We start from the raw sequence: 25862 nt of genomic DNA on the forward strand, positions 1-25862 counted from the left end.
CGACGACGTCGTCGTGGGTGGCCCCATCCGCGACGACGTCCTCAAGGTCGATACCGACCATCAGGACGCAGTCGAGGGCAGCGCGCTGCTCGCCGCGTGCAATCATCGCCAAGTGGCCGTGCTGTTCGTCGCTCCGAGCGACTCCGACGTCGCTGCGCTGGTAGGGCAGGCCGCTTTCCAGCGCGGCTCGGCCTACCAGGCGCAGGGCATGGTCCTGGACGTCAACTGGGACGCCCAGCAGCTCAGTCTCGAGGGGGCGGTGCGCGGCAGCGGCCGCAACGTGTACGAGTGCGCCGCGTACTTCGCGAGCACCGGGCGGGGGATCGAGCTCGACGACGCGGACTGCACGTGCCCGGTCGGCGTCGCGTGCAAGCACGCGGCCGCTCTGCTGCTCGAGGCCGCGGAGCTGGCCGCGGGCGGAGCGCTCGCCGGCGCTGCGCCGGCCGCCGCGCAGGGCCGGGACCCGCGGGCCGGCGTCGTGCCCACCTGGAGGCGGGTGCTCGACCGGCTGCCCCTCGCCACCACCCAGACCGCCGCGCCGCGGGTCACGGCGCCGCTCGGGCTGCAGCTCCGGGTCGACGGCCTGGAACGACAACGGCTCGGGCGGCGAGCACCCGGGCCACGCACGGTGTCGGTCCGCCCGGCGGCGCAGGGCCGCAACGGGGCGTGGTCGGCCGGGCAGCTCTCCTGGGAGACGCTCCGGTACGGCCATCGCGGCACCCCGTGGGAGCCGCAGGCCCACCAGTGGCTGCTCGAGCTCGGCGGGATGCGCGGCACGCAGCCGCACCGGTACGAGACGGCTGCCTGGGAGTCGCTGGACTCGTTCCCGCCACGGCTGCTGTGGCCGCACCTGGCGCGGGCCGTCGAGCTGGGGATCCCGCTCGTCGGCGACGTGAAGAAGGACGTGGTGCGGGTCGCGGGCGAGGCCCGGGCGATGCTCGACGTCAGGACCACCGGGGACGGTCTGCGGCTCGCCCCGCGCCTGGCGTTCGACGGCGTCCTGGCCGTCGGCGCGGTCCGTGGCCTCGTCGGGGAGCACGGGTTGTTCGCGCTCGACGAGAGCGACGAGGGACGCGTTCTCGTCCTCGGCCCGAGCACCACCCCGGTCACCGACCTGACGGCGGACCTGCTCGCGGGCGACGAGCTCGAGGTGCCCTCCGCGGACGCCGAGCAGTACTGGGCGGACTACCACCCGCGCCTCGCGCGCCAGATCGAGATGGTCAGCGCGGACGCGAGCGTGGAGCTGCCCGAGCCGGCTGTGCCGACCCTGGTCGTGCGGGCCGACTTCGAGTCCCCCACCCGGCTGCGTCTGACCTGGTGCTGGGAGTACGACACCCCGCGCGGCCCGGTAGGTCGCCCGGTGCGGGCCAGCGCGCTCGACGTCGACCTGCGCGACCTCTCCGCGGAGGAACGCATCCTCGCCGACGTCGACGCGGCGCTGCGCGACCTGCCCGCGCTCGCGCACGTGCGCCCGCAGGACCAGCACCTGCTGACCGGGCTGGAGGCGATGGACGCCGCGGACCTGCTGCTGCCGGCGCTCGCGGCCGTCGATCACGTGCGGGTGGATGCCGGCGACGTCCCCGAGTACACCGAGCTCGGCATGGCGCCCACGGTCCGCCTCGGCGCGACGGAGACCGCCGAGACCGACTGGTTCGACCTCGCCGTCGCGGTGGAGGTCGACGGCCGCCAGGTCCCGCTGCCGAACCTGCTCAAGGCTCTGACCGCCGGAGACGACCGGCTCCTGCTCGGCGACGGCTCGTGGCTGCGTCTGAACCACTCCGCCCTCGACCGTCTCCGCGAGCTCCTCGACGAGGCCTCCCGGCTCAGCGACCGGCCAGGCAAGGCGCGCATCAGCCGCCACCAGGCGAGCCTGTGGGGCGAGCTGGAGGAGCTGGCCGACGTCGTCGACCAGTCCGAGCGGTGGCGGCAGTCGGTCGGTGGTCTCCTCGCTCTCGCCACGAACGAGAGCCTCGACGACGCCCCGGCTCCCCCTCGGCCGCTGCCCGCGCCGTCGGGCCTGAAGGCCGAGCTGCGCCCGTACCAGCAGAAGGGCTTCGAGTGGCTCGCGTTCTGCTACGACCACGGGCTGGGCGGCATCCTCGCCGACGACATGGGGCTCGGCAAGACGTTGCAGACGCTCGCACTGGTCGCGCACGCGCGAGAGCGAGGTGCGAGCGAGCCGTTCCTCGTGGTCGCGCCCGCATCGGTGGTGGGCAACTGGGCCGCCGAGGCTCAGCGGTTCGCGCCGGGGCTGCGCGTGGCGGTCCGGGCGACGACGGGGGCGCGCGCCGCGGCGCCGCTGGCCCAGGAGGTGGCCGAGGCCGACCTCGTCGTGACGTCGTACGCGATCTTCCGGCTCGACCACGAGGAGTTCGGCGAGCTCGGGTGGGCCGGGCTGGTGCTGGACGAGGCCCAGTTCCTCAAGAACCACGCCAGCCGGGGCAACGCCTGCGCCCGCGCGCTGCGCGCACCGTTCAAGATCGCGGTCACCGGCACGCCGATGGAGAACGACGTGACCGAGCTGTGGGCGCTGCTCGCCGTCGTCGCGCCCGGGCTGTACCCGTCGTTGCAACGTTTCCGCGAGGACTACGCGAAGCCGGTGGAGGCCGCGTCCCGGCCGAACGCCGACGACGACGTCCGCGCGCTGGCCCGCGACCGGGTGGCCCGACTGCGGCGTCGGGTCCGACCGCTCCTGCTGCGGCGCACCAAGGCGCAGGTCGCGCCCGAGCTGCCCGACCGCCAGGAGCAGGTTCTGTCCGTCCAGCTCGCGCCGAAGCACCGCCGCGCGTACGACGCCCGCCTGCAGCGCGAGCGCACCCGCGTGCTGGGGCTGCTCGACGACTTCGACAGCAACCGCATCGCGATCTTCCGGTCCCTGACGACGCTGCGGCGCATGGCGCTCGACGCGACGCTCGTCGACGCGAAGGCGTATGCCGGGGTCCCGTCGAGCAAGCTCGACGTGCTGTTCGAGCAGCTCGTCGAGGTCGTCGCGGAGGGCCACCGCGCGCTGGTGTTCTCGCAGTTCACGAGCTATCTGGACCTCGTCGAGGAACGGTGCCGCGCGCTAGGTGTCGAGTACGCGCGTCTCGACGGCTCGACGAGGAACCGCGCCGACGTCGTGCGCGGGTTCAAGGAGGGCACCGCTCCGTTGTTCCTCGTCAGCCTCAAGGCCGGCGGGTTCGGGCTCAACCTCACCGAGGCCGACTACGTCTACCTGCTGGACCCGTGGTGGAACCCCGCGACCGAGGCGCAGGCCGTCGACCGCACCCACCGCATCGGCCAGATGCGCAGCGTCATGGTGTTCCGGCTCGTGGCGTCCGGCACCATCGAGGAGAAGGTCATGGAGCTCAAGGACCGCAAGGCGCGCATGATCGGCGCCGTCCTCGGCGACGACGAGGACCTCTTCTCCCGCGGCCTCAGCGCCGACGACGTCCGGGGCCTGTTCGACGGCGGTGGCTGAGCCGGGGCCGTAGTCCACAAGGGACATGCTCTCCCTCGTCATGTCACTCAAATGGCCATAGAGTGACATGATGGACCTCGGAATGTTCCTCAACAGCGCCCCGGGAGAACTTGTCACGATCCGCGGGGGCGACCCCGTCCTGGGCTCGTGGGAGCACAAGGCGTTCATCCCGGAGCCGCTGCCGACGACGATGCCGGACCTCACGCCGACGACGTACCTGGCTGTCGCGGAGGCTCGCGCTGCCCTGGCCGCGCTCGACAGCACCGGCCGCCAGCTACCCAACCCCACGCTGCTGCGCCTGCCGACCCTTCGCCGGGAGGCACAGAGCACCTCGGCCCTCGAGGGGACGTATGCACCGCTCGCCGAGGTGTTCACCGCCGACGACGACGCTCCCGCGACCGCCGAGCTCGTCGAGATCCTCAACTATGTCCGCATGGCGAACGCCGGATTCGCCAGCGTCTCCGACGGCTGGCCCCTGTCCGTCACGATGCTCAGCGAGCTTCAGGGGATCCTGATGGCCGGCACGCCGCTCGAGGCGCAGTCCGGACGGCTCCGGGACGGGCAGGTCGTCATCGGCCGCCGCGACGACGCCGCCTCGGTCCGGGTCCCCGTCGAGGCCGCGCGCTTCGTCCCGTCGCCCGGTGGGCACCAGCTCGAGGTGGGCATGCGTGATCTCGTGGACTGGATGCGTGCCGACCACCGCGGTGTGATCGACCCCGTGGTGGCGGCCGGGATGTCGCACTACCAGTTCGAGACGCTCCACCCCTTCCGGGACGGCAACGGGCGAATCGGTCGGTTCTTGATCGTCGTCCACCTCCAGAGCACGGGCGTCCTCGCCGAACCCACGCTCACCGTCTCGCCATGGTTCGAGACGCGCCGGAGCCAGTACTACGACCACCTGCTCGGTGTGAGCACCCGCAACGACTGGGACTCCTACCTCCGGTTCTTCGCCGAGGGACTACGGCAGGCCGCAGAGGTCACACGACACGAGATGGTCGCGCTCGTCGCCGTCCAGGCCGAGCTGAAGGACGTGATCCGCGCATCGCCGCTTCGCGCCGACTCGGCGCACGCCCTCGTGGACCTCGCCGTGGCCAACCCGACGTTCACCGTACGCAAGGTCGAGGGAGAGCTCGGCGTCTCGTACGGGAGGGCGAACAAGCTCGTCGGTCAGCTGGTCGACCTGGGGATCCTCGACGTCGTCGACCCGGACACGTACACGCGTCGCTTCTTCGCGCCCCGCGTCCTCGAGGTGCTGAGCCGCGCGACACCGTAGCCGTCGAACACGACCCGAGGGACGTCGTCGCACGGACGACGTCCCTCGGGTCGTGTGCAGGAGTGCGGTCAGGCCGTCGCCGCGGCGGGGGCGAACGCCGCGCGGACGGCGTCGAGGTCGGCCGCCACCAGCTCGGCGAGCTGGACCGCGTTGAGCGCGGCGCCCTTGCGGAGGTTGTCGTTCGACACGAACAGCACGAGCCCGCGGCCACCCGGGACCGACTGGTCCGTGCGGATACGGCCGACGAACGACGGGTCCTTCCCGGCGGCCTCGAGCGGGTTCGGCACGTCGGACAGCGCGACACCCGGCGCGGCGGCGAGGATCTCGCGGGCCCGGTCGGGGGTGATCGACGCGCCGAACTCGGCGTGGATCGCGAGCGAGTGGCCGGTGAACACCGGCACGCGCACGCAGGTCCCGGCGACGGCCAGCTCCGGCAGGCCGAGGATCTTGCGCGACTCGTTGCGGAGCTTCTTCTCCTCGTCCGTCTCCTCGAGGCCGTCGTCGACGATCGACCCGGCGAGCGGGACGACGTTGAACGCGACGTTGCGGGGGAACACCGACGGCGCCGGGAGGGCGACCGCTCCGCCGTCGTGCACCAGCCCGCCGAGCCCGGCGCCCTCGCCCTCAGCCGCCGCACCCGCGACGGCCTGCGCCCGCAGCTCCTCGGCGCCCGCGAGCCCGGCGCCGGACACGGCCTGGTACGTCGCGACGATCAGCCGCTCGAGACCTGCCTCGTCCGCGAGCGGCTTGAGGACGGGCATCGCGGCCATCGTCGTGCAGTTCGGGTTCGCGACGATGCCCTTGCGCGCCTCGCGCAGCGCGCCGGGGTTGACCTCCGACACGACCAGCGGCACGTCGGGGTCCATGCGCCACGCGGACGAGTTGTCGATGACGACGGCGCCCGCCTCGGCGAAGCGCTCGGCGTGCGCCTTCGACGTCGCGCCGCCCGCGGAGAACAGCGCGACGTCGATCCCGCGCAGGTCCTCGGTCGGGGTCGCAGCGACGTCCTCCACGACGACGTTCCCCCCGCGCCACGGCAGGGTCGAGCCCGCCGAGCGCGCGGACGCGAAGTAGCGGACGCTCGCGACGGGGACGTCACGCTCGTCGAGCAGGCGGCGCATGACGGCGCCGACCTGGCCGGTCGCGCCGACGACGGCGACGTGCAGGCCCGGGAGGTTCTCGGTGCTCATGTTGGGGTTCCTCTCGTGCGTCGGGTCAGCGGCCGGTGCCGGCGTAGACGACGGCCTCGCCGTCGGCGGTGTCGAGCTCGAACGCGGTGTGCACGGCGCGCACGGCGTCGTCGAGCGAGTCCTCGCGCGTGACGACGGAGATCCGGATCTCCGAGGTCGAGATCATCTCGATGTTGACGCCCGCGTCGCGCAGCGCGCCGAACAGCTTCGCCGAGACGCCGGGGTGCGACTTCATGCCCGCGCCGACGAGCGAGAGCTTGCCGATCTGGTCGTCGAACTGGAGGGAGTCGAACCCGATCTCGGCCTGCAGCGCGCTGAGCGCCGACATCGCGGCCGGTCCGTCGCCCTCGGGCAGGCTGAAGGAGATGTCCGTCAGGCCGGTCCGGGCGGCCGAGACGTTCTGCACGATCATGTCGATGTTCACGCCCGAGCCCGCGACGACCTCGAAGATCCGCGCGGCCGTGCCAGGCACGTCGGGCACCCCGACGACCGTGATCTTGGCCTCGCTGCGGTCGTGCGCGACGCCGGAGATGATCGGGGCTTCCATGACGGTCTCCTCGGGGATGTCAGCAGAGCTGGTTCCGGGTGTGCGTGCGGGGTGGCGCGCGGTGTAGGCGTCCGCGCTGACGAACGTGCCCTCCTTGCCGGAGAACGACGAGCGGACGTGGATCGGCACGCCGTACCGGCGGCCGTACTCGACGCAGCGCAGCGCGAGGACCTTGGCCCCGCTCGCCGCCATCTCGAGCATCTCCTCGTACGTGATGCGGTCGATCTTGCGCGCGCTCGGGACGATCCGCGGGTCCGCGGTGAACACGCCGTCGACGTCCGTGTAGATCTCGCACACGTCGGCGTCGAGGCCCGCGGCGAGCGCGACGGCGGTCGTGTCGGAGCCGCCGCGGCCGAGCGTCGTGACGTCGTTCGTCGACTCCGTGACGCCCTGGAAGCCCGCGACGATCGCGACCTGGCCCTTCTCGATCGTCTCGCGGATCCGGTGCGGCACGACGTCGACGATGCGCGCCTTGCCGTGCACGGCGTCGGTGATGACGCCCGCCTGCTGCCCGGTGAACGACTTCGCCCTGACGCCCAGGCTGTTGATCGCCATCGCGAGCAGCGACATGGAGATGCGCTCGCCGGCGGTGAGGAGGATGTCCATCTCGCGCTGCGGCGGGAGGGGGGTGACCTGCTGCGCGAGGTCGATGAGCTCGTCCGTCGTGTCTCCCATGGCGGAGACGACGACCACGACGTCGTTCCCGGCCCGCTTCGCCTCCGCGATGCGCTTGGCCACCCGCTTGATGCTCTCGGCGTCGGATACCGACGATCCGCCGTACTTCTGCACGACAAGTGCCACGTGCTGCTCCGTCTGTCGCCGGCCTCCGTCTCTCTCAACGGCCCGCCGGGTGCTAGTGGGACGCTCGATGATAGGCACGCGGCCCGGGCTCGGGCCAAGTCCGTCCCGCCATCCGGTCCCGGCTCGCGCCCGGCGCGGCCACCGGCGCGACCCGCTACCGGCCGAGGTCGGCGGCGAGAGGGCACGTGAACGGGTCGCGCGCGCGGCCCTGCACGTCGTTGAGATAGCCGACGACGATCCGGTAGGACGCGAAGAACCCCACCTCCGTGTACGTCACACCGAGCTGGGAGCAGTACTCGCGGACGAGCGGCTGGACCCGCTTGAGGTTGGGGCGCGGCATGCTGGGGAACAGGTGGTGCTCGACCTGCCGGTTGAGCCCGCCCATGAGAAGGTCCACGACCGCGTTCCCGCGGATGTTGCGCGACATGAGCACCTGCCGGCGCAGGAAGTCGACCTCCGCGGTGGCCGGGACGATGGGCATCCCCTTGTGGTTCGGTGCGAACGCGCCACCGAGGAGGATCCCGAACACGACGAGCTGCACCGCGAGGAACGCGCCGGCGATCGCCGGCGGCAGGAGCAGGCCGAGGGCCACCACATACAGGACGAGCCGGGCCAGCAGGACCGGGACCTCCACGCCGCGGCGAGGCACGTGGCCGCGTCTGAGAGCGGCCCGCACGCTCGACACGTGCAGGTGGAGGCCCTCGAGGGCGAGCAGGGGGAAGAAGTACCAGCCCTGCCGGCGGGCGAGCCACCCGCGCCAGCCGTGGCGGCTCGCCAGGACCGCCGGGGTGAACGCGATGACGCCGGGCTTGATGTCCGGGTCGTGCCCCTCCTGGTTGGGGGCCGCGTGATGCGCGTCGTGCTTGGCCGTCCACCACGCGTGGCTCAGCCCGACGAGCCCGTTCGCCAGCACGCGCGCCGTCCAGTCGTTCCACGCCCGCGAGCGGAAGATCTGCCGGTGCGCGCTGTCGTGCCCGAGGAACGCGAGCTGGGCGAGGACGAGCGCGAGCGCGGCGGCGAGCGCGAGCTGCCACCACGAGTCCCCCACCACCACGACCGCGGTCCAGACGCCGGCGAGAGCAGCGAGCGTGAGGATCATCCGCACCCAGTAGTAGGCGTACCGGCGCCGGAGCAGCCCGGACTCGCGCACGATCTTGGCGAGGACCGAGTAGTCGCGCGCTGCCCGGTGGGGCCCGGCTCTCGCGGGCAGGGACCCACCGGTCGTCAGCGGCCGGTCACTCGAAGCGGACACGATCGGACGCGGTCTTGACCGCGGCGGCGCGCTGGACCTCGGTGACACGCCACCCGGCGAGCTCGTCGGCCCGGCGGGTGCGCTCGGTCGCGATCGTCGTCACGACGTCGCGGAGGACCGCCGCGATCTCCCGGGCGAGCCCGCCTTCGAGCATCGCCAGGTTCGTGTTCGCGATGACCAGACGGCGGTCCTCGACCGTGAGCCGGATCCCGGGGTAGCCCCGGTCGGCCAACAGCTCGGAGACGGCGGGCAGCTCGATGAGCCCCTGCTCCTGCACCGAGACCCGGCGCGAGAAGACGGCCGAGACGGTGTAGACGTCGGGTGCGTCGTCGGTGCCGAGCTCGCGCGGCAGCATGGTGTCGAGGACGCCGCGCAGGTGCAGCGTGCTCTCGTCGACCTGGTCGAAGGACAGGGCGGTCGTGGTGGTCATGGCGACGTCCGATCGTCGGAGCCGGCTCGCCGGCTCGCATCCGCCGCTGTCTCAGCGGGCGGTGAGGCGCCAGGCGTCCCAGTCAAGGAGATCGGGGACTCGTCCTCCAGGTCGGGTTCGGAACCGCCGTCGTCGTCCCACCGCGCGCCCGACCCGTCGTCCTGCGCGCCGGGGACGTCGCCCTCCGGGCGAGACCTGCTCGGGTCGACCTCGCGTGGGCCGATCGGACGATCAACCACGTTCTCGACACTACACCCGTGCGCTGCGCGCAGGACGGACCGGGGAGGTCGGCACCGCACCGGGCGACGGTTCGCGAGGATCCGCTCTCCCGGCCCGGTCGCCGCCCGCGACGACCGCGTAGCCCAGGCCGACGACGACTGCGCCGCCGACGAGGTTGCCGAGGCCCACCCAGGCGACGTTGCGCGAGAACTCGGCCCACGTCGTCCAGCCCTCGCCCGTGAAGAGGCCGAGCGAGTAGGTCGTCATGTTGGCGACCACGTGCTCGAATCCCGACGCGATGAACGCCAGGACGGCCCAGAGGATCACGATGGCCTTGCCCGCCTCGGACGTCAGCCGCCCGCACGCCCAGATCGCCGCGCACACGAGGACGTTGCACAGGATGCCGCGCGCGAGGAGCTCGGGTCCGGTCTCGTGCGCCTTGGCGGCGAGCATCGACGCGACCATCTCGCCCGCCGCGGCGTTCGTGCGCAGGACGCCCGACTGGACGACGAGCCACGCGAACGCCATCGAGCCGACGAGGTTCCCGGCGAGGCAGGACGCGAGCGTCCGGACCGCGGGCCCGACCCGGACCGCCCGCGTCGCGACTCCCTGGGCGAGGATCATCATCGCCGACGTCGCGAGCTCGGCGCCGGCGAGCACGACGAGCGTCAGCGCCGCGGCGAAGACGGAGCCCGCGACCAGCCGCTCGGCCGGCGCGCCGGCGGCGAGGAACGGTCCGGCCGTGGCGGCCATGAGCACGACGCCGACCCCGATGTAGGCGCCCGCGAGCGCCGACGCGACGAGGTAGCGACCCGGGTGCCGCGCGGCGGCGACCTTCGCCCGTGCGGCGTCGGACTGGAGGGCCAACGCCTGGACGAGTGTCTGCACGTCACGATCCTCGCGGGCAGGCGGCACCGTCCGACAGGGCCTCTGGTCGGTCGGGGAAGGGACCGAGGTCGCGTCAGAGCGGCGACGGCCTCGGCTCGACGACGGCTGCCACGATCGCCTCGATGGCGAACTCGCTCACCTCCCCGAGCTCGACGAGCGTGGGGTCGAGGAGCCACTGGACCTGGAGGCCGTCCATGACGGCGAGGATCGCGGCGGCGGCGTGGCGCACGCTCGCCGGCGCCTCGACGCCGCGCTCGGCGCACAGCTCCTCGAACGCCTCGACGGCCTCGGCGCGCAGCGTGCGGTAGCGGATCTCGAAGAACTCGCGCGCCGGGTGGCCGTCGGTGACGGACTCGGCGGACAGCACCGCGTACGCCTGGACGATGCCGGCGCGCTGGGCGTTGAGGAACGCGGTCCGCACGAGGTGGCGGAACATCTCCAGCCCGCCGGGGATGTGCTGGGGCTCGAGCTCGGCGACGTCGGTCTCGTCGCGGAACCGCAGGACCTCGAGCAGCAGGTCGTCCTTGGACCCGAAGTGGTGGAGGATCCCGGCGTGGGTCATGCCCACCTGCTCGGCGATCTCGGCGAGCGGGCCGTTGTGGTAGCCCCTGCTGCCGAACGTCACCATCGCGGCGCGGAGGATGTCCTCACGACGCCGCGCGGTCGCCGCACGCATCCGCGGACGCCTCTCGCTCGTGCTGCCGGGCATCGTCGCCTCCCTTCGTCGCCGTCGTCGTCGCCGGGGTGATCCTACGCACGCCCGGACACCTCCTGCAGCCCGCTGTCGGCGCGAACCATCGAACAAATCCCGCCTGACCTGCGGCGATGCAGATTCTTGCCAACTTACTAACTGCACGGTAAGTTCATCGCCACAGCCGCTCGACGACGAGGAGCCTTCGTGACACCGCAGTCCCGCCCGGGAGCCGACACCTCCCAGGAGCTCGACGACCTGCGCACCCGTGCGCAGCGTCTGCCGCTCCGCGACAAGGTCCGGCTCCTCACCGGGCAGTCGATGTGGCGCACGCACGGCCACGACGCCCTCGGGCTGCGTCCCGTCGTCCTCTCCGACGGCCCCGTCGGCGTCCGCGGCACGAGCGAGGTCGAGGGCGAGACCTCCGTCCTCTTCCCCTCCCCCAGCGCCATCGGCGCGACGTGGGACCGCGACGTCGCGCACGAGACCGGACGGGCCTTCGCCCGTGAGGCCCGCGACCACGGCGTCGACGTCGTGCTCGCACCGCAGGTCAACATCCAGCGAACGCCCGTCGGCGGGCGCCACTTCGAGTGCTACGCCGAGGACCCGTACCTCACGGCGGAGATCGGCACGGCCGTCGTGCGGGGGCTCCAGGACGAGGGCGTCGCGGCGTGCGTCAAGCACTATGTCGCCAACGACTCCGAGACCGACCGCACGAGCTACGTCGCTCACGTCGACCCCCGCACGCTGCGCGAGGTCTACCTCGCGCCGTTCGAGGCGGCGGTCGCCGCCGGCGCGTGGTCGGTCATGGCCGCCTACAACCAGGTGGACGACGACACGGAGACGGCGCCGATGACGGCCCACCGGCACCTCGTCACCGACGTCCTCAAGCACGAGCTCGGGTTCGACGGCGCCGTCGTGTCGGACTGGGTCGCGACCCACACGACCGCGGAGTCGGCGAACGGCGGCCTCGACCTCGTCATGCCGGGGCCTGGCGGCCCCTGGGAGGACCGGCTCGTGCGGGCCGTCGAGGACGGCCTCGTGCCCGAGGCGGAGATCGACGACAAGGTCGCGCGCCTCCTGCTCCTCGCCCGTCGCGTCGGCGCGCTCGACGAGCCGGCCCGTCCCCTCACGGACGAGGGCGACCTGCGCGAGCTCGTGCGCCGCACCGCCGCGCGCGGCACGGTCGTCCTGCGCTCCGATGCCGCGAACCCCGTCTGGGACCGGCCGGCGCCGCGCTCGATCGCGCTCGTCGGCCCCAACGCGGTCCGCCCGCACGTGCTCGGCGGGGGCAGCTCGACCGTGGCGCCGGCGCACGTCGTCACCCCGGCCGAGGGCCTCGCCGCCCGCTGGCCGGACGCGGTCCTCACCGTGGCGCGCGGTGGCGACGCGCGCCGTCTGGCCCCGCGCCTCGACCTGGCCGCTCGCTCGCTCCCCGACCAGGCCCTCCAGGTGACGTGGCTCGACGCCGAGGGCGCGACGCTGCGCAAGGAGGTGCTCGCGCACTGGGACGGCTTCCTGCGCGACCTGCCCGACGCCGTCGACACCGTCGTGCTCGAGGCGGACGTCCTGCTCGACGAGCCCGGCGACCACACGCTCGAGGTCGGCACGGTGCCCGGTCACATGATCGAGGTCGACGGCGTCGTCGTCGCGCACGACCCGCGCCGCTCGGGCGTCGAGGTCATCCTCGACTCCTCGATCAACAACCCGGTCGGCGTCCCTGCGCTCGTGCACGTCGACGCCCCGCGCCGCGTCCACGTCACCGCGTCGCTCCTCGTCACGCGCGCCCAGGGTTACGGCAACCTGGTCCGCGCCGAGCTGCGGCACCGCGTCCCGGCCCCGTCCGTCGACGAGGAGATCGCCGAGGCGGTCGCCGCCGCGGGCGCGGCGGACCTCACGGTCGTCGTCGTCGGGACGAACGAGGAGGTCGAGTCGGAGGGCTGGGACCGGACCTCGCTCGCGCTGCCCGGCCGCCAGGACGAGCTCGTCGAGCGCGTGCTCGACGCCGACCCGGACGCGGTCGTCGTCGTCAACGCCGGCGCTCCGGTCCTCCTCCCGTGGCTCGACCGCGCGCGGACCGTCCTGTGGGTCTGGTTCCCGGGCCAGGAGGCCGGGCACTCGATCGCCGACGTCCTCGCGGGCGCCGTCGAGCCCGCCGGACGCCTGCCGTGGACCCTCCCCGCCGACGAGGCCGACGTCCCGGTCCCCCACGCCGTCCCCGTGGACGGCGTGGTCGAGTACACCGACGGCGTCCACGTCGGCCACCGCGCGTGGGTGCGCTCGGGCCGCGTGCCCGCCGCGCCCTTCGGGCACGGCCTCGGCTGGACCACGTGGTCCTACGACGAGGTCGGGCCTGCGAGCCGGACGCCCGACGGCGACGCCGCCGTCACCGTCCGGGTCACCAACACCGGGTCCCGGGACGGCCGCGAGACCGTCCAGGTCTACCTCGAGGCGCCCGACGCGCCCGCCGCCGCACCGGTCGCCCACCGCGACCGGCCGGCGCGCTGGCTCGGCGGGTTCGCCTCCGTCGACGTCGCGGCGGGCGAGTCCGCCGACGTCACCCTGACCGTCCCCCGCCGGAGGTTCGAGGTGTGGGACACCGACGGCGAGCGCTGGGACCTGCCCGCCGGGACGTACCGGCTCCGGGTCGGGCGCTCGATCGACGACCTCCGCCTGGACACCGCGGTCCGGGCGCTGGAGAGCACCACCGGACGGGAGTAGCACCACCACCGGACCGCGGTACCCCTGCACCGCCCCCTCTCGTCCCGGCACCCGCCGGGCCGACGTTCTCGAAGGAGAGACTCATGAGGTTGAAGGCCTCCGCGATCGCGCTCGGCGTCGCGACTGCCCTCGTGCTCACCGGCTGCTCGGCGTCGTCCGGCGACGGCGACACCGACACGACCACCGGCGCCAGCGGCGCCGCCCTGACGATCGCCAAGCCCGACGGCGCGATCGCGACCGAGTCGAACAACCCGTGGATCGGGGACTCGTCGGCGCTCAAGCTCGGCTACGTCAACGCGATCTACGAGCCCGTGGGCTTCGTCAACGTCGTGAGCCCGAGCGACCCGATCAAGCCGTGGCTCGCGTCGGAGATCGTGTGGTCCGACGACTACACGTCCGTCCAGCTCACCACACAGAGCGACGTGACGTGGAACGACGGCGAGCCGCTCACCGCCGAGGACATCGCGTTCTCGTACCAGATCCTCCTCGACACACCCGAGCTCAACACCGCCGCGCTGCCGCTCGAGAGCGTCACGGTCGACGGCGACGTCGTCACGCTGACGTTCACGAGCTCGATGTACGCGAAGCAGGACAAGGTGCTGCACCGCTACGTCGTGCCGAAGCACGTGTGGGAGGGCGTGGCCGACCCGACGACGGAGACCAACCCCGAGCCCGTCGGCACCGGCCCGTACACGCTGGAGAGCTTCAGCACGGAGAGCGTCGAGCTCACGGCACGCGACGACTACTGGGGCGGCGAGCTCGCCGTGCCGACGCTGTACTACGTGTCGTACAACGACAACAGCGCCCTGACGACCGCGCTCGCCAACGGCGACGCGGACTGGGCCCAGGCGTTCCTGCCCAACGTTCAGTCGGCCTACGTCGAGAAGGACCCCGAGCACAACGTCTACTGGGCCCCTGCCGGCCTGGGGGTCGACGCGATGTTCGTCAACACCACGAAGAAGCCGTTCAGCGACGTGGCGTTCCGCCAGGCCGTGAACATGGTGATCGACCGGACCCAGCACCAGCAGATCGCGCGCGAGGACGGCGTGCCGCTGCTCACCTCGGTCACCGGCCTGCCCCAGCCCGCGGGCGACCCGTACATCGCCGAGGAGTTCCAGGGCGAGGAGTACGCGGTCGACGTGGACGGTGCGAAGAAGGTCCTCGAGGACGCCGGCTACACGCTCGACGGCGAGACGCTCGTCGACCCGGACGGCGAGCCCGTCACGTTCGACCTCCAGGTGCCGCAGGGCTGGAACGACTACGTCACCGGCATCAGCCTCATCGCCGAGTCGGTCAAGGCGCTCGGCGTCGAGGCCACCGTCACGACGCCCGACTCCGACACCTGGTGGGCCGCGAAGGGCACCGGTGACTTCGACGCGATCCTGCACTGGACCGAGACCGGGGCCACGCCGTACGACCTCTACAGCGACATGATGGACGGCCGCTGGCTCAAGCCGGTCGGCGAGGCCGCGGACTACAACTTCGGCCGCTACGACAACCCGGAGGCGACCGCCGCGCTCGACGAGTTCGCCAACGCGACGGACGACGCGACCCGCACCGCCGCGATCGAGAAGGTCCAGAAGATCTTCGTCGAGGACGTCCCGGCGATGCCGATCGGCACGCGCCCGTTCATCAGCGAGTTCAACACGCGCAGCTACACGGGCTGGCCGAGCGACGCCGACCCGTACACCAACGCGGACCCGACGCAGCCGTCGGCCGTGCTCATCCTCACCGAGCTCGAGCCGGTGGAGTGACGCACGACCCGTCGTGACCGTCGCGCGGCGGGCGTGCCCAGGACCCCGGTCCTCGGCGCACCCGCCGCGTCCCGGCGCAGCACGCACGCGTGCCGCACCCCGCACAGCCCGCACCCCACGAACAGGTTGGACGAGTGAACACCGATCCCCTGCTGACCGTCTCGCACTTCAGCGTGGTCTACGACGTCGACCCCCCGGTCGAGGCCGTGTCCGACGTCTCCTTCACGCTGCACCGCGGCGAGATCCTCGGTCTCGCCGGCGAGTCCGGCTGCGGCAAGACCTCGCTCGCGTACGGCGTGCAGCGTCTCCTCAAGCCGCCCGCCGTCATCCCGTCGGGCCACGCGGTCTTCCATGACGAGTCCGGCGAGGACGTCGACATCGCCGCGCTGTCCGAGGCCGAGCTGCGCCGGTTCCGCTGGGACAAGGCGTCGATGGTCTTCCAGGGCGCGATGAACGCGCTCAACCCGGTCACGAAGATCGGCAGGCAGCTCGGCGACGTCTTCGAGACCCACCGCCCCGGGATGAGCCGCGTCGAGCGGACGCGCGAGTGCGGTGACCTGCTCGACCTCGTCGGCGTGGGCCGCGAGCGCCTGCGCTCCTACCCGCACGAGCTCTCGGGCGGCATGCGCCAGCGCGTGATGATCGCGATGGCGCTCGCCCTCAAGCCGCAGCTCATGATCATGGACGAGCCGACGACCGCGCTCGACGTGCTCGTGCAGCGCGAGATCCTCCAGCAGATCTCGGACCTGCGGAAGCAGTTCGGGTTCTCCGTCATCTTCATCACGCACGACCTGCCGCTGCTGCTCGAGATCTCCGACCGCATCGCCGTCATGCGGCAAGGGCGCATCGTCGAGCTGGACACGGCGTCGAACATCTACCACCACGCGCAGCACGAGTACACGCGCACGCTCCTCGGCTCGTTCCCCAGCCTCACGGGTGAGCGCGGCGGGTTCGTGCGCGGGCAGCGCGCCGGCGCGGCAGGAGGTGCGGTCGCATGACCACGCTCGAGCTCTCCCACGTCAGCAAGCGCTACCGCGTCCGCGGCGCGGGCGACCTGCTCGCGCTCGACGACGTGAGCTTCACGCTCACGTCCGGGCGCACGATCGCGCTCGTCGGCCAGAGCGGGAGCGGCAAGTCGACGATCGCGAAGATCCTCACGCAGCTCGAGCGCGCGACGTCGGGCGACATCCTGCTCGACGGCGCCCCGATCCCCCGGCGGGGACGGGCGCTGCGCCGCTACCGGCAGCAGGTCCGCATGGTCTTCCAGGACCCGTTCGCGTCGCTCAACCCGTCGCACACGATCCGGCACCACCTCGAGCGGCCGCTGCTCCTCGACCACGTGGTCCCGAGGGACCAGGTCGACGACGAGGTGCACCGCCTCCTCGAGCGCGTGCACCTCGACGCCGGGGTGGTCGAGCGCCGCCCGCACGAGCTGTCCGGCGGTCAGCGCCAGCGCGTCGCCATCGCGCGCGCCCTGGCGTCTCGACCGTCGCTGCTCGTCGCCGACGAGCCCGTCTCGATGCTCGACGTCTCGATCCGCCTCGGGGTGCTCAACCTGCTCGCCGAGCTCCAGCGCGCGTCGAACCTCGGGGTCCTCTACATCACGCACGACCTCGCGACCGCCCGGCACTTCAGCGACGAGATCATGGTCCTGCACCACGGCGTCGTCGTGGAGCACGGCCCCGCCGACGACGTGATCCTCGACCCCCAGCACCCCTACACCCGCGCGCTGCGCGACGCCTCGCCGAACCCGGAGGTCCACTTCTCCGGTGCCGGGGCGGGCACCGACGCGTCGAGGAGCCGACCGTGAGATTCTTCCTGCGCCGCACCGCCTTCTACCTGTTCACCGCCTGGGCGGCCATCACCATCAACTTCTTCCTGCCCCGCATGATGAAGGGCGACCCGGTCTCGGCCTACCTGGCGAAGAACCAGGGCAAGGTCAGCCCGGAGGCCGCGGCCTCCCTGCGCACGCTGTTCGGTCTCGACGAGGACAGGTCGCTGTTCCAGCAGTACGTCGACTACTGGGGGCTCATGCTCTCCGGCGACCTCGGGCGGTCGTTCTCCAAGGGCCTCGCCCCGGTCGGGGACGTCATCGCGGTCGCCCTGCCCTGGACGCTCGGCCTGGTCGGCATCGCGACCATCATCAGCTTCTTCCTGGGCAGCGCGCTGGGCGCGGTCGTCGGCTGGCGCCGCGGCAGCCGCGCCGACGCGATCGTCCCCGTCGCGACGTTCATGTCGACCGTCCCGTACTTCTGGATGGGCCTCATCGCGATCGCGGTCTTCTCCAGCGCGCTCGGCTGGTTCCCCGCCTCGCACGCGTACAGCAAGGGCGCCAGCCCGGAGTGGTCGTTCGAGTTCGCGTGGGACGTGATCCAGCACGGCACGCTGCCCGCGCTGACGATCGTCGTCGCGTCGCTCGGCGGCTGGGTCCTCGGCATGCGCAACATGCTCATCACGGTGCTCGACGAGGACTACGTGACCGTCGCGCAGGCCAAGGGCCTGAGCCCGCGCCGCGTGCTGTCGGGCTACGCGTCGCGCAACGCCGTGCTCCCGCAGCTGTCGAGCTTCGCGCTGTCCCTCGGCTTCATCGTCGGCGGCACGCTCGTCATGGAGCTCGTCTTCTCCTACCCCGGCGTCGGCAAGCTGCTCCTCGACGCCACGAACGCGAAGGACTACCCGCTCATGCAGGGCCTGTTCCTCGTCATCACGCTGTCCGTCCTCGTGGCGAACATCCTGGCGGACGTCGCGCACGCCGCCCTCGACCCCCGCACCCGCGCGACGGAGGCATGAGCCATGACGTCCACCTCGACCTCCACGAACGGCACGCCGTCCGCCCCGGGCACACCATCCTCGGGCCCGACGGCGCCCGGATCCGCCACGTCCGGCCCGACGCCGTCCGGTCCCGCCTCGTCAGCCCCGGGACCCTCCGGCGGCGCGACGCGCGCCCGCTCGCGCTCGACCCGCCTCGGGCGGGGGTTCGCGATGTTCCGCAACGGCAAGTCGCTCACCGGGCTCGCCATCCTCGGGTTCTTCACCGTGCTGGCGGTCTTCGGGGACCTCCTCGCGCCGTACGGGCCGCTCGACAAGGACTTCACGGCGCTCAAGCAGCCGCCGTCGGGGCAGCACTGGCTCGGCACGACCCACATGGGCGAGGACGTCCTGAGCCAGATCATCTACGGCACGCGCGGCGTGCTCGTGGTCGGCTTCGTGTCCGGGATCATCGCGACGCTGGTCGCCGTGATCGTCGGCGTCACGGCCGGGTACGTCTCGGGCTGGCGCTCCGAGTCGCTGTCCGCGCTGACGAACGTCTTCCTCGTGCTCCCGGGCCTGCCGCTCATGATCATCGTCGCGTCCCAGTACGAGAACCCGAGCCTCCTGCTCATCTCGACGGTGCTCGCGATCACGGGCTGGGCGTGGGGCGGGCGCGTGCTGCGCGCCCAGACCATGTCGCTGCGCAACCGGGACTTCATCCAGGCGGCACGGGCCAACGGCGAACCGCTCCACCGCATCATCGCCGTCGAGATGCTCCCGAACCTCACGGCCATCATCGCGTCGAGCTTCGTCGGCACGGTGACCGCCGCGGTGCTGGGTCTCACGACGCTCGCGTTCATCGGCGTCATCCCGATCACGAACCTCAACTGGGGCACCATCCTCTTCTGGGCGCAGCAGAACGGCGCGTTCCCGGACTACTGGTGGTGGTACGTCCCCGCCGGCCTGTGCATCGCGCTGCTCGGCATGGCGCTGTCGCTCGTCAACTTCGGCATCGACGAGTACGTGAACCCGCGCCTGCGCTCGGCCGGCGAGCGCGCCCGCGCGATGCGCAAGAAGGGCTACACGGTCACGAGCGGCGTCACGACCGTGAGCGACCGGCCCGACCTGCTCGAGCGCAGCGTGGCGCCGCCACCGCCGGACGCCCCCGCGCCCGACGGCGCCGACACCTCGCAGACCGCGATCGACGGGGAGGACGACGAGACCGTCGCCACGGGATGGCCGCACCGCTCGGTGTGACCGCCCCGTGCGACAGCAGGCGGGGGCCGCTCAGCACCCCGCCCGCGGTTCCCGGGCCGGGCAGGTGACCACGGCCCGGGTGACCGGCTCAGACGAGGTCGCGGACGACGTCGGACCCGAGCTTGAGGATCAGCGCGCCGACCACGACGACGAACACCACGCGCACGAACCCGCTGCCCTTCGCCACGGCCATGCGCGCGCCGACGTACGCGCCGAGCAGGTTGGCCGCGCCCATGATCAGCCCGAGCCCCCACAGGACCGCGCCGTACGGGACGAAGAAGATCAGCGCGCCGGCGTTGGTCGCGAAGTTGGCGATCTTGGCGAGCGCTGACGCCGGCAGGAACGCGTAGCCGAGGATGCTCACGAGCGAGATGACGAAGAACGTGCCCGTCCCGGGACCCAGCAGGCCGTCGTACGTCCCGATGACGAGGCCGATCCCCGCCGCCGCCCACCGGTGCCCGTTGCCCTCCCAGCGCAGGTTCGTCGCGTGCCCCAGCTTCGGCTTCGCGATCGTGTAGGTGGCGACCGCCACGAGGACGACGAGGATGATCGGCGTGAACAGGTCCGCCGGGATGCGTGACGCGAGCGCCGCTCCCCCGATCGCGCCGACGAGCGCGGCGAGCGCCATCGGGCCGGCGGTGCGCAGGTCTGGTCCCACGCGCCGGTAGAACGTCGCCGCGCTGACCGACGTCCCCATGATGCTCGCGAGCTTGTTCGTCGCGAGGGCCTGGACCGGGCTGATCCCCGGGACGAGCAGCAGCGCGGGGAGCTGGATCAGCCCGCCGCCACCGACCACGGCGTCGATCCATCCCGCCGTGAGCGCGGCGAGCACGAGGAGGACGACCGTCAGGCCGTCGATCTCGAGACCGCCCGTGGACGGGAGGACGAAGGCGGGCAGCACTCCCCAGTGGTACCACGGCTCGGCCGCTCCTCCGCGCCGTGGCCGTTCCCGACGACAACACGTAACCGTTCGGTTACGCTTCAGGTGTGGACGTGTTCGAAGCCCTCGCCGACCCGGTCCGCAGGGACCTGCTCCTCGCGCTGCGCCGCGGGGACCTGTCGGCCGGCGACCTCGCGGCCACGCGCGACGACGTCTCCCGCCCCGGTGTGAGCAGGCACCTGCGGGTCCTGCGCGAGGCGGGGCTCGTCGCCGCCGTCGCGGAGGGGAGGCGTCGCGTGTACTCGCTGCGGCCCGACGCCCTCTCCCCCGTCCGGGAGCTGGTCGCAGCCCTCGACCGGCCAGCACCCCCCGTCCCCGCCCGAGCCCTCGACGGCCTCGACCTCGAGGTCCGCCGCACCACCCGAGAGCGCCGCGCCGAGCCGCGCGCGGGCCGACACGAGGAGATCGCATGAGCGACCCGACGACCCCCGTTCCTTCCGCCGTCACGGGACCCGTCCCGCACGGGACGGTCGAGCACGGACCGGCCGGCGCCGAGCTCGTCGTCACGCGCACGTTCCGCGCGGCCGCCGCCGACGTGTGGGCGAGCCTCACCGAGCCGGAGCGGCTCGCGCGGTGGATCGGCTACTGGGAGGGCGATCCCTCGACCGGTCGCATCCAGTTCTTCATGACCGCGGAGAGCGACGAACCGGAGCCGGAGGAGTACCGCATCACCCGGTGCGAGCCCCCGCACCGTTTCGCCGGAGACACGTCCGTGGGCGACCAGGCCTGGCACCTCGCGTTCGACCTCGCGGAGGAGGACGGCGTCACGACGCTGACCTTCCGCCAGGTGCTCGGCCCGTCCGACGACGCCCGGAACATCGGCCCGGGTTGGGAGTACTACCTCGAGCGGCTCGTCGCCGTGCGCGAGGGGCGGGACGTCGCGACCGTCGAGTGGGAGCCCTACCTCGCTGGCCTGGCCGACCACTACGAGCAGGCCCAGGCGAACGCCTCCTGACTGGGTCGGTCAGGACTGCAGGGCGTCGTACTCCGCCTCGGCCGCGACGTCGTCGTCGACGTCGAGCCGCAGGTGGGCGAGGGCGCTCTGCAGGACGCGCAGGCCGCTCGCGGCACGCTCGCCCCACAGGGACACGTACGAGAACTGCCACCACCACAGACCTTCGAGCTCGCGGCCCGCCTCGTAGTGCTGCAGCCCTTTCGCGAGACACTCGGCGACGCACGACAGGTCGCCGGACAACGACGCCGCACCGATCTCGGCGCCGACGAGCGGGTCGGTGATCTCGACGTAGTCGTCGAAGCCGTCGAACAGCCGGGACAGCGCGGTGCGCAGCGGGTCGAGGTCGGTGTCCGGGCCGGCGTCCGGCTCGAACCGCTCGACGGGCACGACGTCGCCCATCGCACCGAGCCGTGCGCCGACGGCCAGGACGTCGGACAGCGCGAGGAGCAGCAGCGGCAGCACGGCCCCCGGCGTCGCGCCGGCGGCGACCTGCGCCGTGGTCGTCAGGTACGCGCGGGCCTCCGCGGCCGTCTCCTCGGCGATCTCGCGCAGCTCCGGGTCGTGCTGGATCTCCGCCATGCCGTGCCCCTTCCGTCAGCCGCCGACCAGGCGTCGTCCCTCGAACGCCCGCCCGAGGGTCACCTCGTCCGCGTACTCCAAGTCTCCCCCGACAGGTAGCCCGGAGGCGAGGCGAGTCACGCGCAGGCCCATCGGGCCCAGCATGCGCGCGAGGTACGTCGCGGTGGCCTCGCCCTCGACGTTCGGGTCGGTCGCGAGGATGACCTCCGTGACCTGCCCGTCCGCGAGGCGGGTCATGAGCTGCGCGATCCGCAGGTCGCCCGGACCGACGTTCTCGATCGGGTTGATGGCGCCGCCGAGCACGTGGTACTTCCCGCGGAACTCGCGCGTGCGCTCGATCGCCACGACGTCCTTCGGCTCCTCGACGACGCAGATCACGTCGACCGAGCGCCGCGGGTCCGCGCAGATGCGGCACTGCTCGGACTCGGCGACGTTCCCGCACGTGTCGCAGAACCGGACGCGCGCCTTGACCTCGGTGAGCGCGTCGACGAGCCGCCGCACGTCCACGGCGTCGGTCGCGAGGAGGTGGAACGCGATGCGCTGCGCGCTCTTGGGCCCGACGCCGGGGAGTCGGCCGAGCTCGTCGATCAGGTCCTGGACTGCGCCTTCGTACACTCCCCCAGCCTACGGGGCGTCGCCGACGTGCCCGGCCGCCGCCGCTCCGGACGACGCGACGAGCTCGACCTCGAAGCCGTCGGCGTCCTCGAGATACGCCGCGTAGTGGTCGGGACCGCCCGCGAACGGGTGCCGGTCGCCGAAGAGGAGCGCCCACCCGTGCTGGCCCGCCGCCGCCACGAGCGCGTCGACGTCGCTGCGCGAGCCGCCGTCGAACGCCAGGTGGTTGAGGCCCGGCAGCGTGCGGTCGTGCTCGTCCGCCGCCAGGGCGGGGCTCTGCTCGACGACCACGTACGTCGGGCCGAGCCGCCAGCTCCGGCCGCCGTCCCAGCGCTGGTGCGGCGCGTAGCCGAGCTCGGTCAGCAGCCAGCCCCAGGACCGCTCCGCGCGGGAGACGTCGGGAACCCACAGCTCGACGTGGTGCAGCGCACCCCTCGGCACGTCAGACGCCCGGGTCCTGGATCTCCTCGACGATCTTCCCGTCGAGGAGGCGCACGACGAGCTGGGCACCGACGAGGCCGGTCGACACGATGTCCGGGTCGTCGGCGGAGGGCGCGTCGTCCTCCGGCGCGACGCGCACGGGTGCCGGCGCGCGCGTCGCCGCCCGGCGCTCGGCCTCGCGACGCTCCGCCGCCTGGCGGGGTGTCTCGGCGGCGGTCGCCGGTGACGGCGCGGGCCGCTGGCGGTCTTGCTCGACGACCGGCTCCGGCTCCGGCCCGTCGTCGAGGTCCGCCGGCGGCTCGGAGAGCGACGCGCCGGCGAGCCACGCCTCGTCCGCCGCGTCGACCGCACCGCCCGAGGGGCTCGGTCCCTGGTCCGCGACGGCGCTGCCCGCCGTCGTCCCGGACGAGGACGCGCGGGACGGCGACGTGCCGAGCGACGACGGGCCACCGGGACCCGCGGCACCCGACGGCGTCGTCACCGCGACCGTCACCGGTGCGCCCGCGAGCCACGCCGCGTCGGCCGCATCGACCACCGCGTCCTGAGGTGCCGGCGCAGGGTCCTGCTGGAGGGGTCGCTCCTGCAGCGCGACGGCGCCGCCGCGCGAGGCGTCCAGCACCGCGGTGGCCGAGCCGACCGGCGCGCTCGACCGCGCCGGGATCGCGCTCGCCCGCGCGGGAGACGTCGCGCCGGGCGGCGGAGAGACGTCGTCGCCGGACTGTCGGGCGGCCTCGCCGCCGGGCGAGGCGCTCGCGGGGACCGCCTCCACCGTGCCCCACGACCCGGGCTCGACGTCCACGCCCGGGTCCGGCGCCGCGCCTCCCTGACCCCCCGGACCGGCGGTGGGGACCGAGCCGCCCCCGCCGTGGCCGTCCTCGGCGAGGCGCGCCTCGACCCTCAGCTGGAGACCGAGCGTCTGGTAGACGGCGTCCTGGACGGCCGCGGTGTGCCGCGAGGAGGAGAACGTCCGGGCGAGGCCGGGCGACGGGAACGCCAGGAACAGCACGTCCGGGTGCAGCTCCGCGACCTGGGCGTTCATGCTGACGAGCGACCACGTGGCGCGGCTCGAGCTCAGCGTCTCGAGCACCTCGGGCCAGCGCCGCCGCAGCTCCTCCGTCGTCATCGCCGCCGTCGCGCCGTTCGGCGCGGCCGCCGCGGCGGGGGTCTCCACGCTCTGCCCGGCGCCTGCTGCCTGCGCCTCGCTCGGCGCCGCCGCAGACTCCTCGGCGCGCTCGTCGGTCGGCGCCGCCGCCGACTCCTCGGCGCGGCTCTCCGTCGACCCTCCGGTCGACTCCTCGGCGGGTGCGTGCACGCGCTCCCCGGACCGGTCCTCGGTCGGCGCCGCGGCCCGTGCGCCCGCCTGCCCGCCGGTCGGCTCCTCCGTCGGCTCCGCACCCGGCACGGCGCGGACGGCCGGCTCCACGACGGGCGTGGCGAGAGCCGCCCCATCACCCGGTGCGCGCTGGGCCCGGGCGCTCGCGGCGTCGTCCTCCTCCGTCGCGCGCACCGTTCCCGTGTCCTCGCCCGTCGGTCGGGAGGGCGCGGACGCCTGCGCGACAGCGGCAGCCGGCTTCGGACCGGCGGTCTGCGACGGCGTGGTGGCCGGCTCGACGACGGCCTGCTCGACGGCGGCCGTCGGCTCGGCGGTGGCGGCCTGCGTCGGGGCGGCGGGAGCCGGAGCGGGCGTCGAGCCGGCAGGCGGCGGCAGGGTCCCCCGGGCCGGGCGCAGTGCCGCACGGACCGCGGCGGCGCCGGTGAGCCCGGGCTCGGGCGAGGAGACCACGGGTCCGGAGGCCGCGGCGTCGGGCACCGGACGCACGGTGGCTACGGGCCCGGACACGACCGGCCCGGTCACGACGGGACCCGGCGCAGCGGGGACAGGACCTGCGGGTGCTACGCCGAGGCCGCCGCGTTCCAGGCGGTCGAGGCGGGCGGCGAAGCCCGCGGCGCCGTCGTCGGCGCCGGGCAGGAGCAGCCGCGCGACGAGCAGCTCGAGGTGCAGCCGCGGCGACGTCGCCCCGGCCATCTCCGTGAGCGCCGCGTTGACGAGGTCGGCGGCGCGCGAGAGCTCGGACATGCCGAGGTTCTGCGCCTGCGTGCGCATGCGGGCGAGCTGGTCGGCGGGGTGGTCGCGCAGGACCGCCTGCGCCTCCTCGCCCGAGACGGCGATGACGATGAGGTCGCGCAGGCGCTCGAGGACGTCCTCGACGAAGCGGCGCGGCTCGTGGCCCGTCGCGATCACCTGGTCGACGACGCGGAAGATGCTCGCGCCGTCGCGGGCCGCGAGGGCGTCCACGACGTCGTCGAGCAGCGTCGCGTGCGTGTAGCCGAGCAGGGCGACGGCGCGCTCGTAGTCGACCTGCCCGTTCTCCGCGCCCGCGATGAGCTGGTCCATGACGGACAGCGAGTCGCGGACGCTGCCGCCGCCCGCACGCGTGACGAGCGGGAAGACGCCCGAGCCGACCCCGACGCCCTCCGCGGTGCAGAGCTCCTCGAGGTACGGGCCGAGCACGTCCGGCGGGACGAGCCGGAACGGGTAGTGGTGCGTGCGCGAGCGGATGGTGCCGATGACCTTGTCCGGCTCCGTCGTCGCGAAGACGAACTTGATGTGCTCCGGCGGCTCCTCGACGATCTTGAGCAGCGCGTTGAAGCCCGCGGGCGAGACCATGTGGGCCTCGTCGATGATGAAGATCTTGTACCGGTCGCGCGTCGGCGCGAACGTCGCGCGCTCGCGCAGGTCGCGCGCGTCGTCCACGCCACCGTGCGACGCGGCGTCGATCTCGACGACGTCGAGGCTCCCCGGGCCGCCGCGCGCGAGGTCGACGCACGAGGGGCACTGCCCGCACGGGGTGTCGATCGGGTTCTCGGGCGTGTTCTGCGCGCAGTTGAGCGTGCGCGCGAGGATGCGCGCGCTGGTCGTCTTGCCGCAGCCGCGCGGGCCGGAGAAGAGGTACGCGTGGTTCACCCTGCCGCTCCGCAGCGCCTGCATGAGCGGCGCGGTCACGTGGTCCTGACCGATCACCTCGGCGAAGGTCTCGGGCCGGTAGCGGCGGTACAGGGCGGTGCTCACCCCGGTCACTCTAGACGTCGGCGCCGAC

The 25862-nt window shown here is 73.1% G+C and carries 21 protein-coding genes; 10 read left to right on the top strand and 11 right to left on the bottom strand.

Features of this window, described 5'->3' with window-relative positions:
- Positions 1-13: 13 nt before the first annotated feature.
- Both V5D56_RS00700 and V5D56_RS00705 read left to right on the top strand, forming a co-directional pair.
- Positions 14-3460 (top strand): SNF2-related protein, encoded by a 3447-nt coding sequence (locus V5D56_RS00700; protein WP_435737152.1) that lies wholly within the window; start codon positions 14-16, stop codon positions 3458-3460.
- A gap of 70 nt (positions 3461-3530) precedes the next feature.
- Entirely contained in the window at positions 3531-4733 is a 1203-nt protein-coding gene (locus tag V5D56_RS00705) for a Fic family protein (RefSeq protein ID WP_435737153.1), read from the top strand.
- Positions 4734-4801: 68 nt separating this feature from the next.
- Here the strand turns inward: V5D56_RS00705 and V5D56_RS00710 are convergent, their stop codons facing one another.
- The 6 genes from V5D56_RS00710 to V5D56_RS00735 form a co-directional block, all read right to left on the bottom strand.
- Complete coding sequence (locus tag V5D56_RS00710; RefSeq protein WP_435737154.1) at positions 4802-5923, bottom strand: aspartate-semialdehyde dehydrogenase; 1122 nt, start codon at positions 5921-5923, stop codon at positions 4802-4804.
- A gap of 25 nt (positions 5924-5948) precedes the next feature.
- Positions 5949-7271: an aspartate kinase gene (locus V5D56_RS00715; RefSeq protein ID WP_435737155.1), complete on the bottom strand. Its 1323-nt coding sequence runs from the start codon at positions 7269-7271 to the stop codon at positions 5949-5951.
- A 154-nt stretch (positions 7272-7425) separates the two neighbouring features.
- Positions 7426-8523: a fatty acid desaturase family protein gene (locus V5D56_RS00720; protein ID WP_435737156.1), complete on the bottom strand. Its 1098-nt coding sequence runs from the start codon at positions 8521-8523 to the stop codon at positions 7426-7428.
- The gene (locus tag V5D56_RS00725) at positions 8507-8953 is read right to left on the bottom strand and encodes a hypothetical protein (protein WP_435737157.1); all 447 of its coding nucleotides are present in this window, start codon (positions 8951-8953) and stop codon (positions 8507-8509) included. The genes V5D56_RS00720 and V5D56_RS00725 overlap by 17 nt, the downstream gene beginning before the upstream one ends.
- A 249-nt stretch (positions 8954-9202) precedes the next feature.
- The gene (locus V5D56_RS00730) at positions 9203-10060 is read right to left on the bottom strand and encodes a formate/nitrite transporter family protein (RefSeq protein ID WP_435737158.1); all 858 of its coding nucleotides are present in this window, start codon (positions 10058-10060) and stop codon (positions 9203-9205) included.
- Positions 10061-10133: 73 nt separating this feature from the next.
- Entirely contained in the window at positions 10134-10769 is a 636-nt protein-coding gene (locus tag V5D56_RS00735; protein WP_435737159.1) for a TetR/AcrR family transcriptional regulator, read from the bottom strand.
- Positions 10770-10958: 189 nt separating this feature from the next.
- Here V5D56_RS00735 and V5D56_RS00740 point away from each other — a divergent pair, with 189 nt between their 5' ends.
- The 6 genes from V5D56_RS00740 (at position 10959) to V5D56_RS00765 (ending at position 19234) form a co-directional block, all read left to right on the top strand.
- Positions 10959-13472, top strand: coding sequence for a beta-glucosidase family protein (locus tag V5D56_RS00740; protein ID WP_435737160.1), 2514 nt, complete (start codon positions 10959-10961; stop codon positions 13470-13472).
- An 83-nt stretch (positions 13473-13555) separates the two neighbouring features.
- Complete coding sequence (locus V5D56_RS00745; RefSeq protein WP_435737161.1) at positions 13556-15226, top strand: ABC transporter substrate-binding protein; 1671 nt, start codon at positions 13556-13558, stop codon at positions 15224-15226.
- Positions 15227-15360: 134 nt separating this feature from the next.
- Complete coding sequence (locus V5D56_RS00750; protein WP_435737162.1) at positions 15361-16224, top strand: ABC transporter ATP-binding protein; 864 nt, start codon at positions 15361-15363, stop codon at positions 16222-16224.
- Positions 16221-17036, top strand: a complete 816-nt coding sequence (locus V5D56_RS00755; protein WP_435737163.1) for an ABC transporter ATP-binding protein — start codon at positions 16221-16223, stop codon at positions 17034-17036. The genes V5D56_RS00750 and V5D56_RS00755 overlap by 4 nt, the downstream gene beginning before the upstream one ends.
- Complete coding sequence (locus tag V5D56_RS00760; protein ID WP_435737164.1) at positions 17033-18016, top strand: ABC transporter permease; 984 nt, start codon at positions 17033-17035, stop codon at positions 18014-18016. The genes V5D56_RS00755 and V5D56_RS00760 overlap by 4 nt, the downstream gene beginning before the upstream one ends.
- Positions 18017-18019: 3 nt before the next feature.
- Entirely contained in the window at positions 18020-19234 is a 1215-nt protein-coding gene (locus V5D56_RS00765; protein WP_435737165.1) for an ABC transporter permease, read from the top strand.
- 88 nt (positions 19235-19322) lie between these two features.
- On the opposite strand, the gene V5D56_RS00770 is transcribed toward V5D56_RS00765, so the two are convergent.
- On the bottom strand, positions 19323-20135 hold the full coding sequence (locus V5D56_RS00770) for a TSUP family transporter (RefSeq protein WP_435737166.1): 813 nt from the start codon (positions 20133-20135) through the stop codon (positions 19323-19325).
- An 86-nt stretch (positions 20136-20221) separates the two neighbouring features.
- On the opposite strand from V5D56_RS00770, the gene V5D56_RS00775 reads away from it, so the two are divergent.
- Both V5D56_RS00775 and V5D56_RS00780 read left to right on the top strand, forming a co-directional pair.
- Positions 20222-20587, top strand: coding sequence for an ArsR/SmtB family transcription factor (locus V5D56_RS00775; RefSeq protein WP_435737167.1), 366 nt, complete (start codon positions 20222-20224; stop codon positions 20585-20587).
- Positions 20584-21129 (top strand): SRPBCC family protein, encoded by a 546-nt coding sequence (locus tag V5D56_RS00780; protein WP_435737168.1) that lies wholly within the window; start codon positions 20584-20586, stop codon positions 21127-21129. The genes V5D56_RS00775 and V5D56_RS00780 overlap by 4 nt, the downstream gene beginning before the upstream one ends.
- A 9-nt stretch (positions 21130-21138) precedes the next feature.
- Here V5D56_RS00780 and V5D56_RS00785 read toward each other — a convergent pair whose 3' ends face one another.
- Genes V5D56_RS00785 through V5D56_RS00800 form a run of 4 tightly spaced genes read right to left on the bottom strand, consistent with a single transcriptional unit; the run spans position 21139 to position 25834 of the window.
- A complete protein-coding gene (locus V5D56_RS00785) occupies positions 21139-21708 on the bottom strand; it encodes a DUF5063 domain-containing protein (RefSeq protein ID WP_435737169.1) in 570 nt (189 codons plus the stop codon).
- A gap of 15 nt (positions 21709-21723) precedes the next feature.
- Positions 21724-22323: a recombination mediator RecR gene (gene recR / locus V5D56_RS00790; RefSeq protein WP_435737170.1), complete on the bottom strand. Its 600-nt coding sequence runs from the start codon at positions 22321-22323 to the stop codon at positions 21724-21726.
- A 9-nt stretch (positions 22324-22332) separates the two neighbouring features.
- Positions 22333-22764: a VOC family protein gene (locus V5D56_RS00795; RefSeq protein WP_435737171.1), complete on the bottom strand. Its 432-nt coding sequence runs from the start codon at positions 22762-22764 to the stop codon at positions 22333-22335.
- Position 22765: 1 nt separating this feature from the next.
- Positions 22766-25834 carry a DNA polymerase III subunit gamma and tau gene (locus V5D56_RS00800; RefSeq protein ID WP_435737172.1) on the bottom strand — a complete coding sequence of 1023 codons (3069 nt, stop codon included), beginning with the start codon at positions 25832-25834 and terminating at the stop codon, positions 22766-22768.
- Positions 25835-25862: the final 28 nt, after the last annotated feature.

The organism is Cellulosimicrobium sp. PMB13 (assembly GCF_051294865.1).
GTDB lineage: Bacteria > Actinomycetota > Actinomycetes > Actinomycetales > Cellulomonadaceae > Cellulosimicrobium.

Coding starts and splice junctions, on each gene's coding strand:
- V5D56_RS00755 (WP_435737163.1), top strand. CDS start 16,221: ATGACCACGCTCGAGCTCTCCCACGTCAGCAAGCGCTACCGCGTCCGC.
- V5D56_RS00780 (WP_435737168.1), top strand. CDS start 20,584: ATGAGCGACCCGACGACCCCCGTTCCTTCCGCCGTCACGGGACCCGTC.
- V5D56_RS00735 (WP_435737159.1), bottom strand. CDS start 10,769: ATGCCCGGCAGCACGAGCGAGAGGCGTCCGCGGATGCGTGCGGCGACC.
- V5D56_RS00725 (WP_435737157.1), bottom strand. CDS start 8,953: ATGACCACCACGACCGCCCTGTCCTTCGACCAGGTCGACGAGAGCACG.
- V5D56_RS00785 (WP_435737169.1), bottom strand. CDS start 21,708: ATGGCGGAGATCCAGCACGACCCGGAGCTGCGCGAGATCGCCGAGGAG.
- V5D56_RS00705 (WP_435737153.1), top strand. CDS start 3,531: ATGGACCTCGGAATGTTCCTCAACAGCGCCCCGGGAGAACTTGTCACG.
- V5D56_RS00745 (WP_435737161.1), top strand. CDS start 13,556: ATGAGGTTGAAGGCCTCCGCGATCGCGCTCGGCGTCGCGACTGCCCTC.
- V5D56_RS00765 (WP_435737165.1), top strand. CDS start 18,020: ATGACGTCCACCTCGACCTCCACGAACGGCACGCCGTCCGCCCCGGGC.
- V5D56_RS00710 (WP_435737154.1), bottom strand. CDS start 5,923: ATGAGCACCGAGAACCTCCCGGGCCTGCACGTCGCCGTCGTCGGCGCG.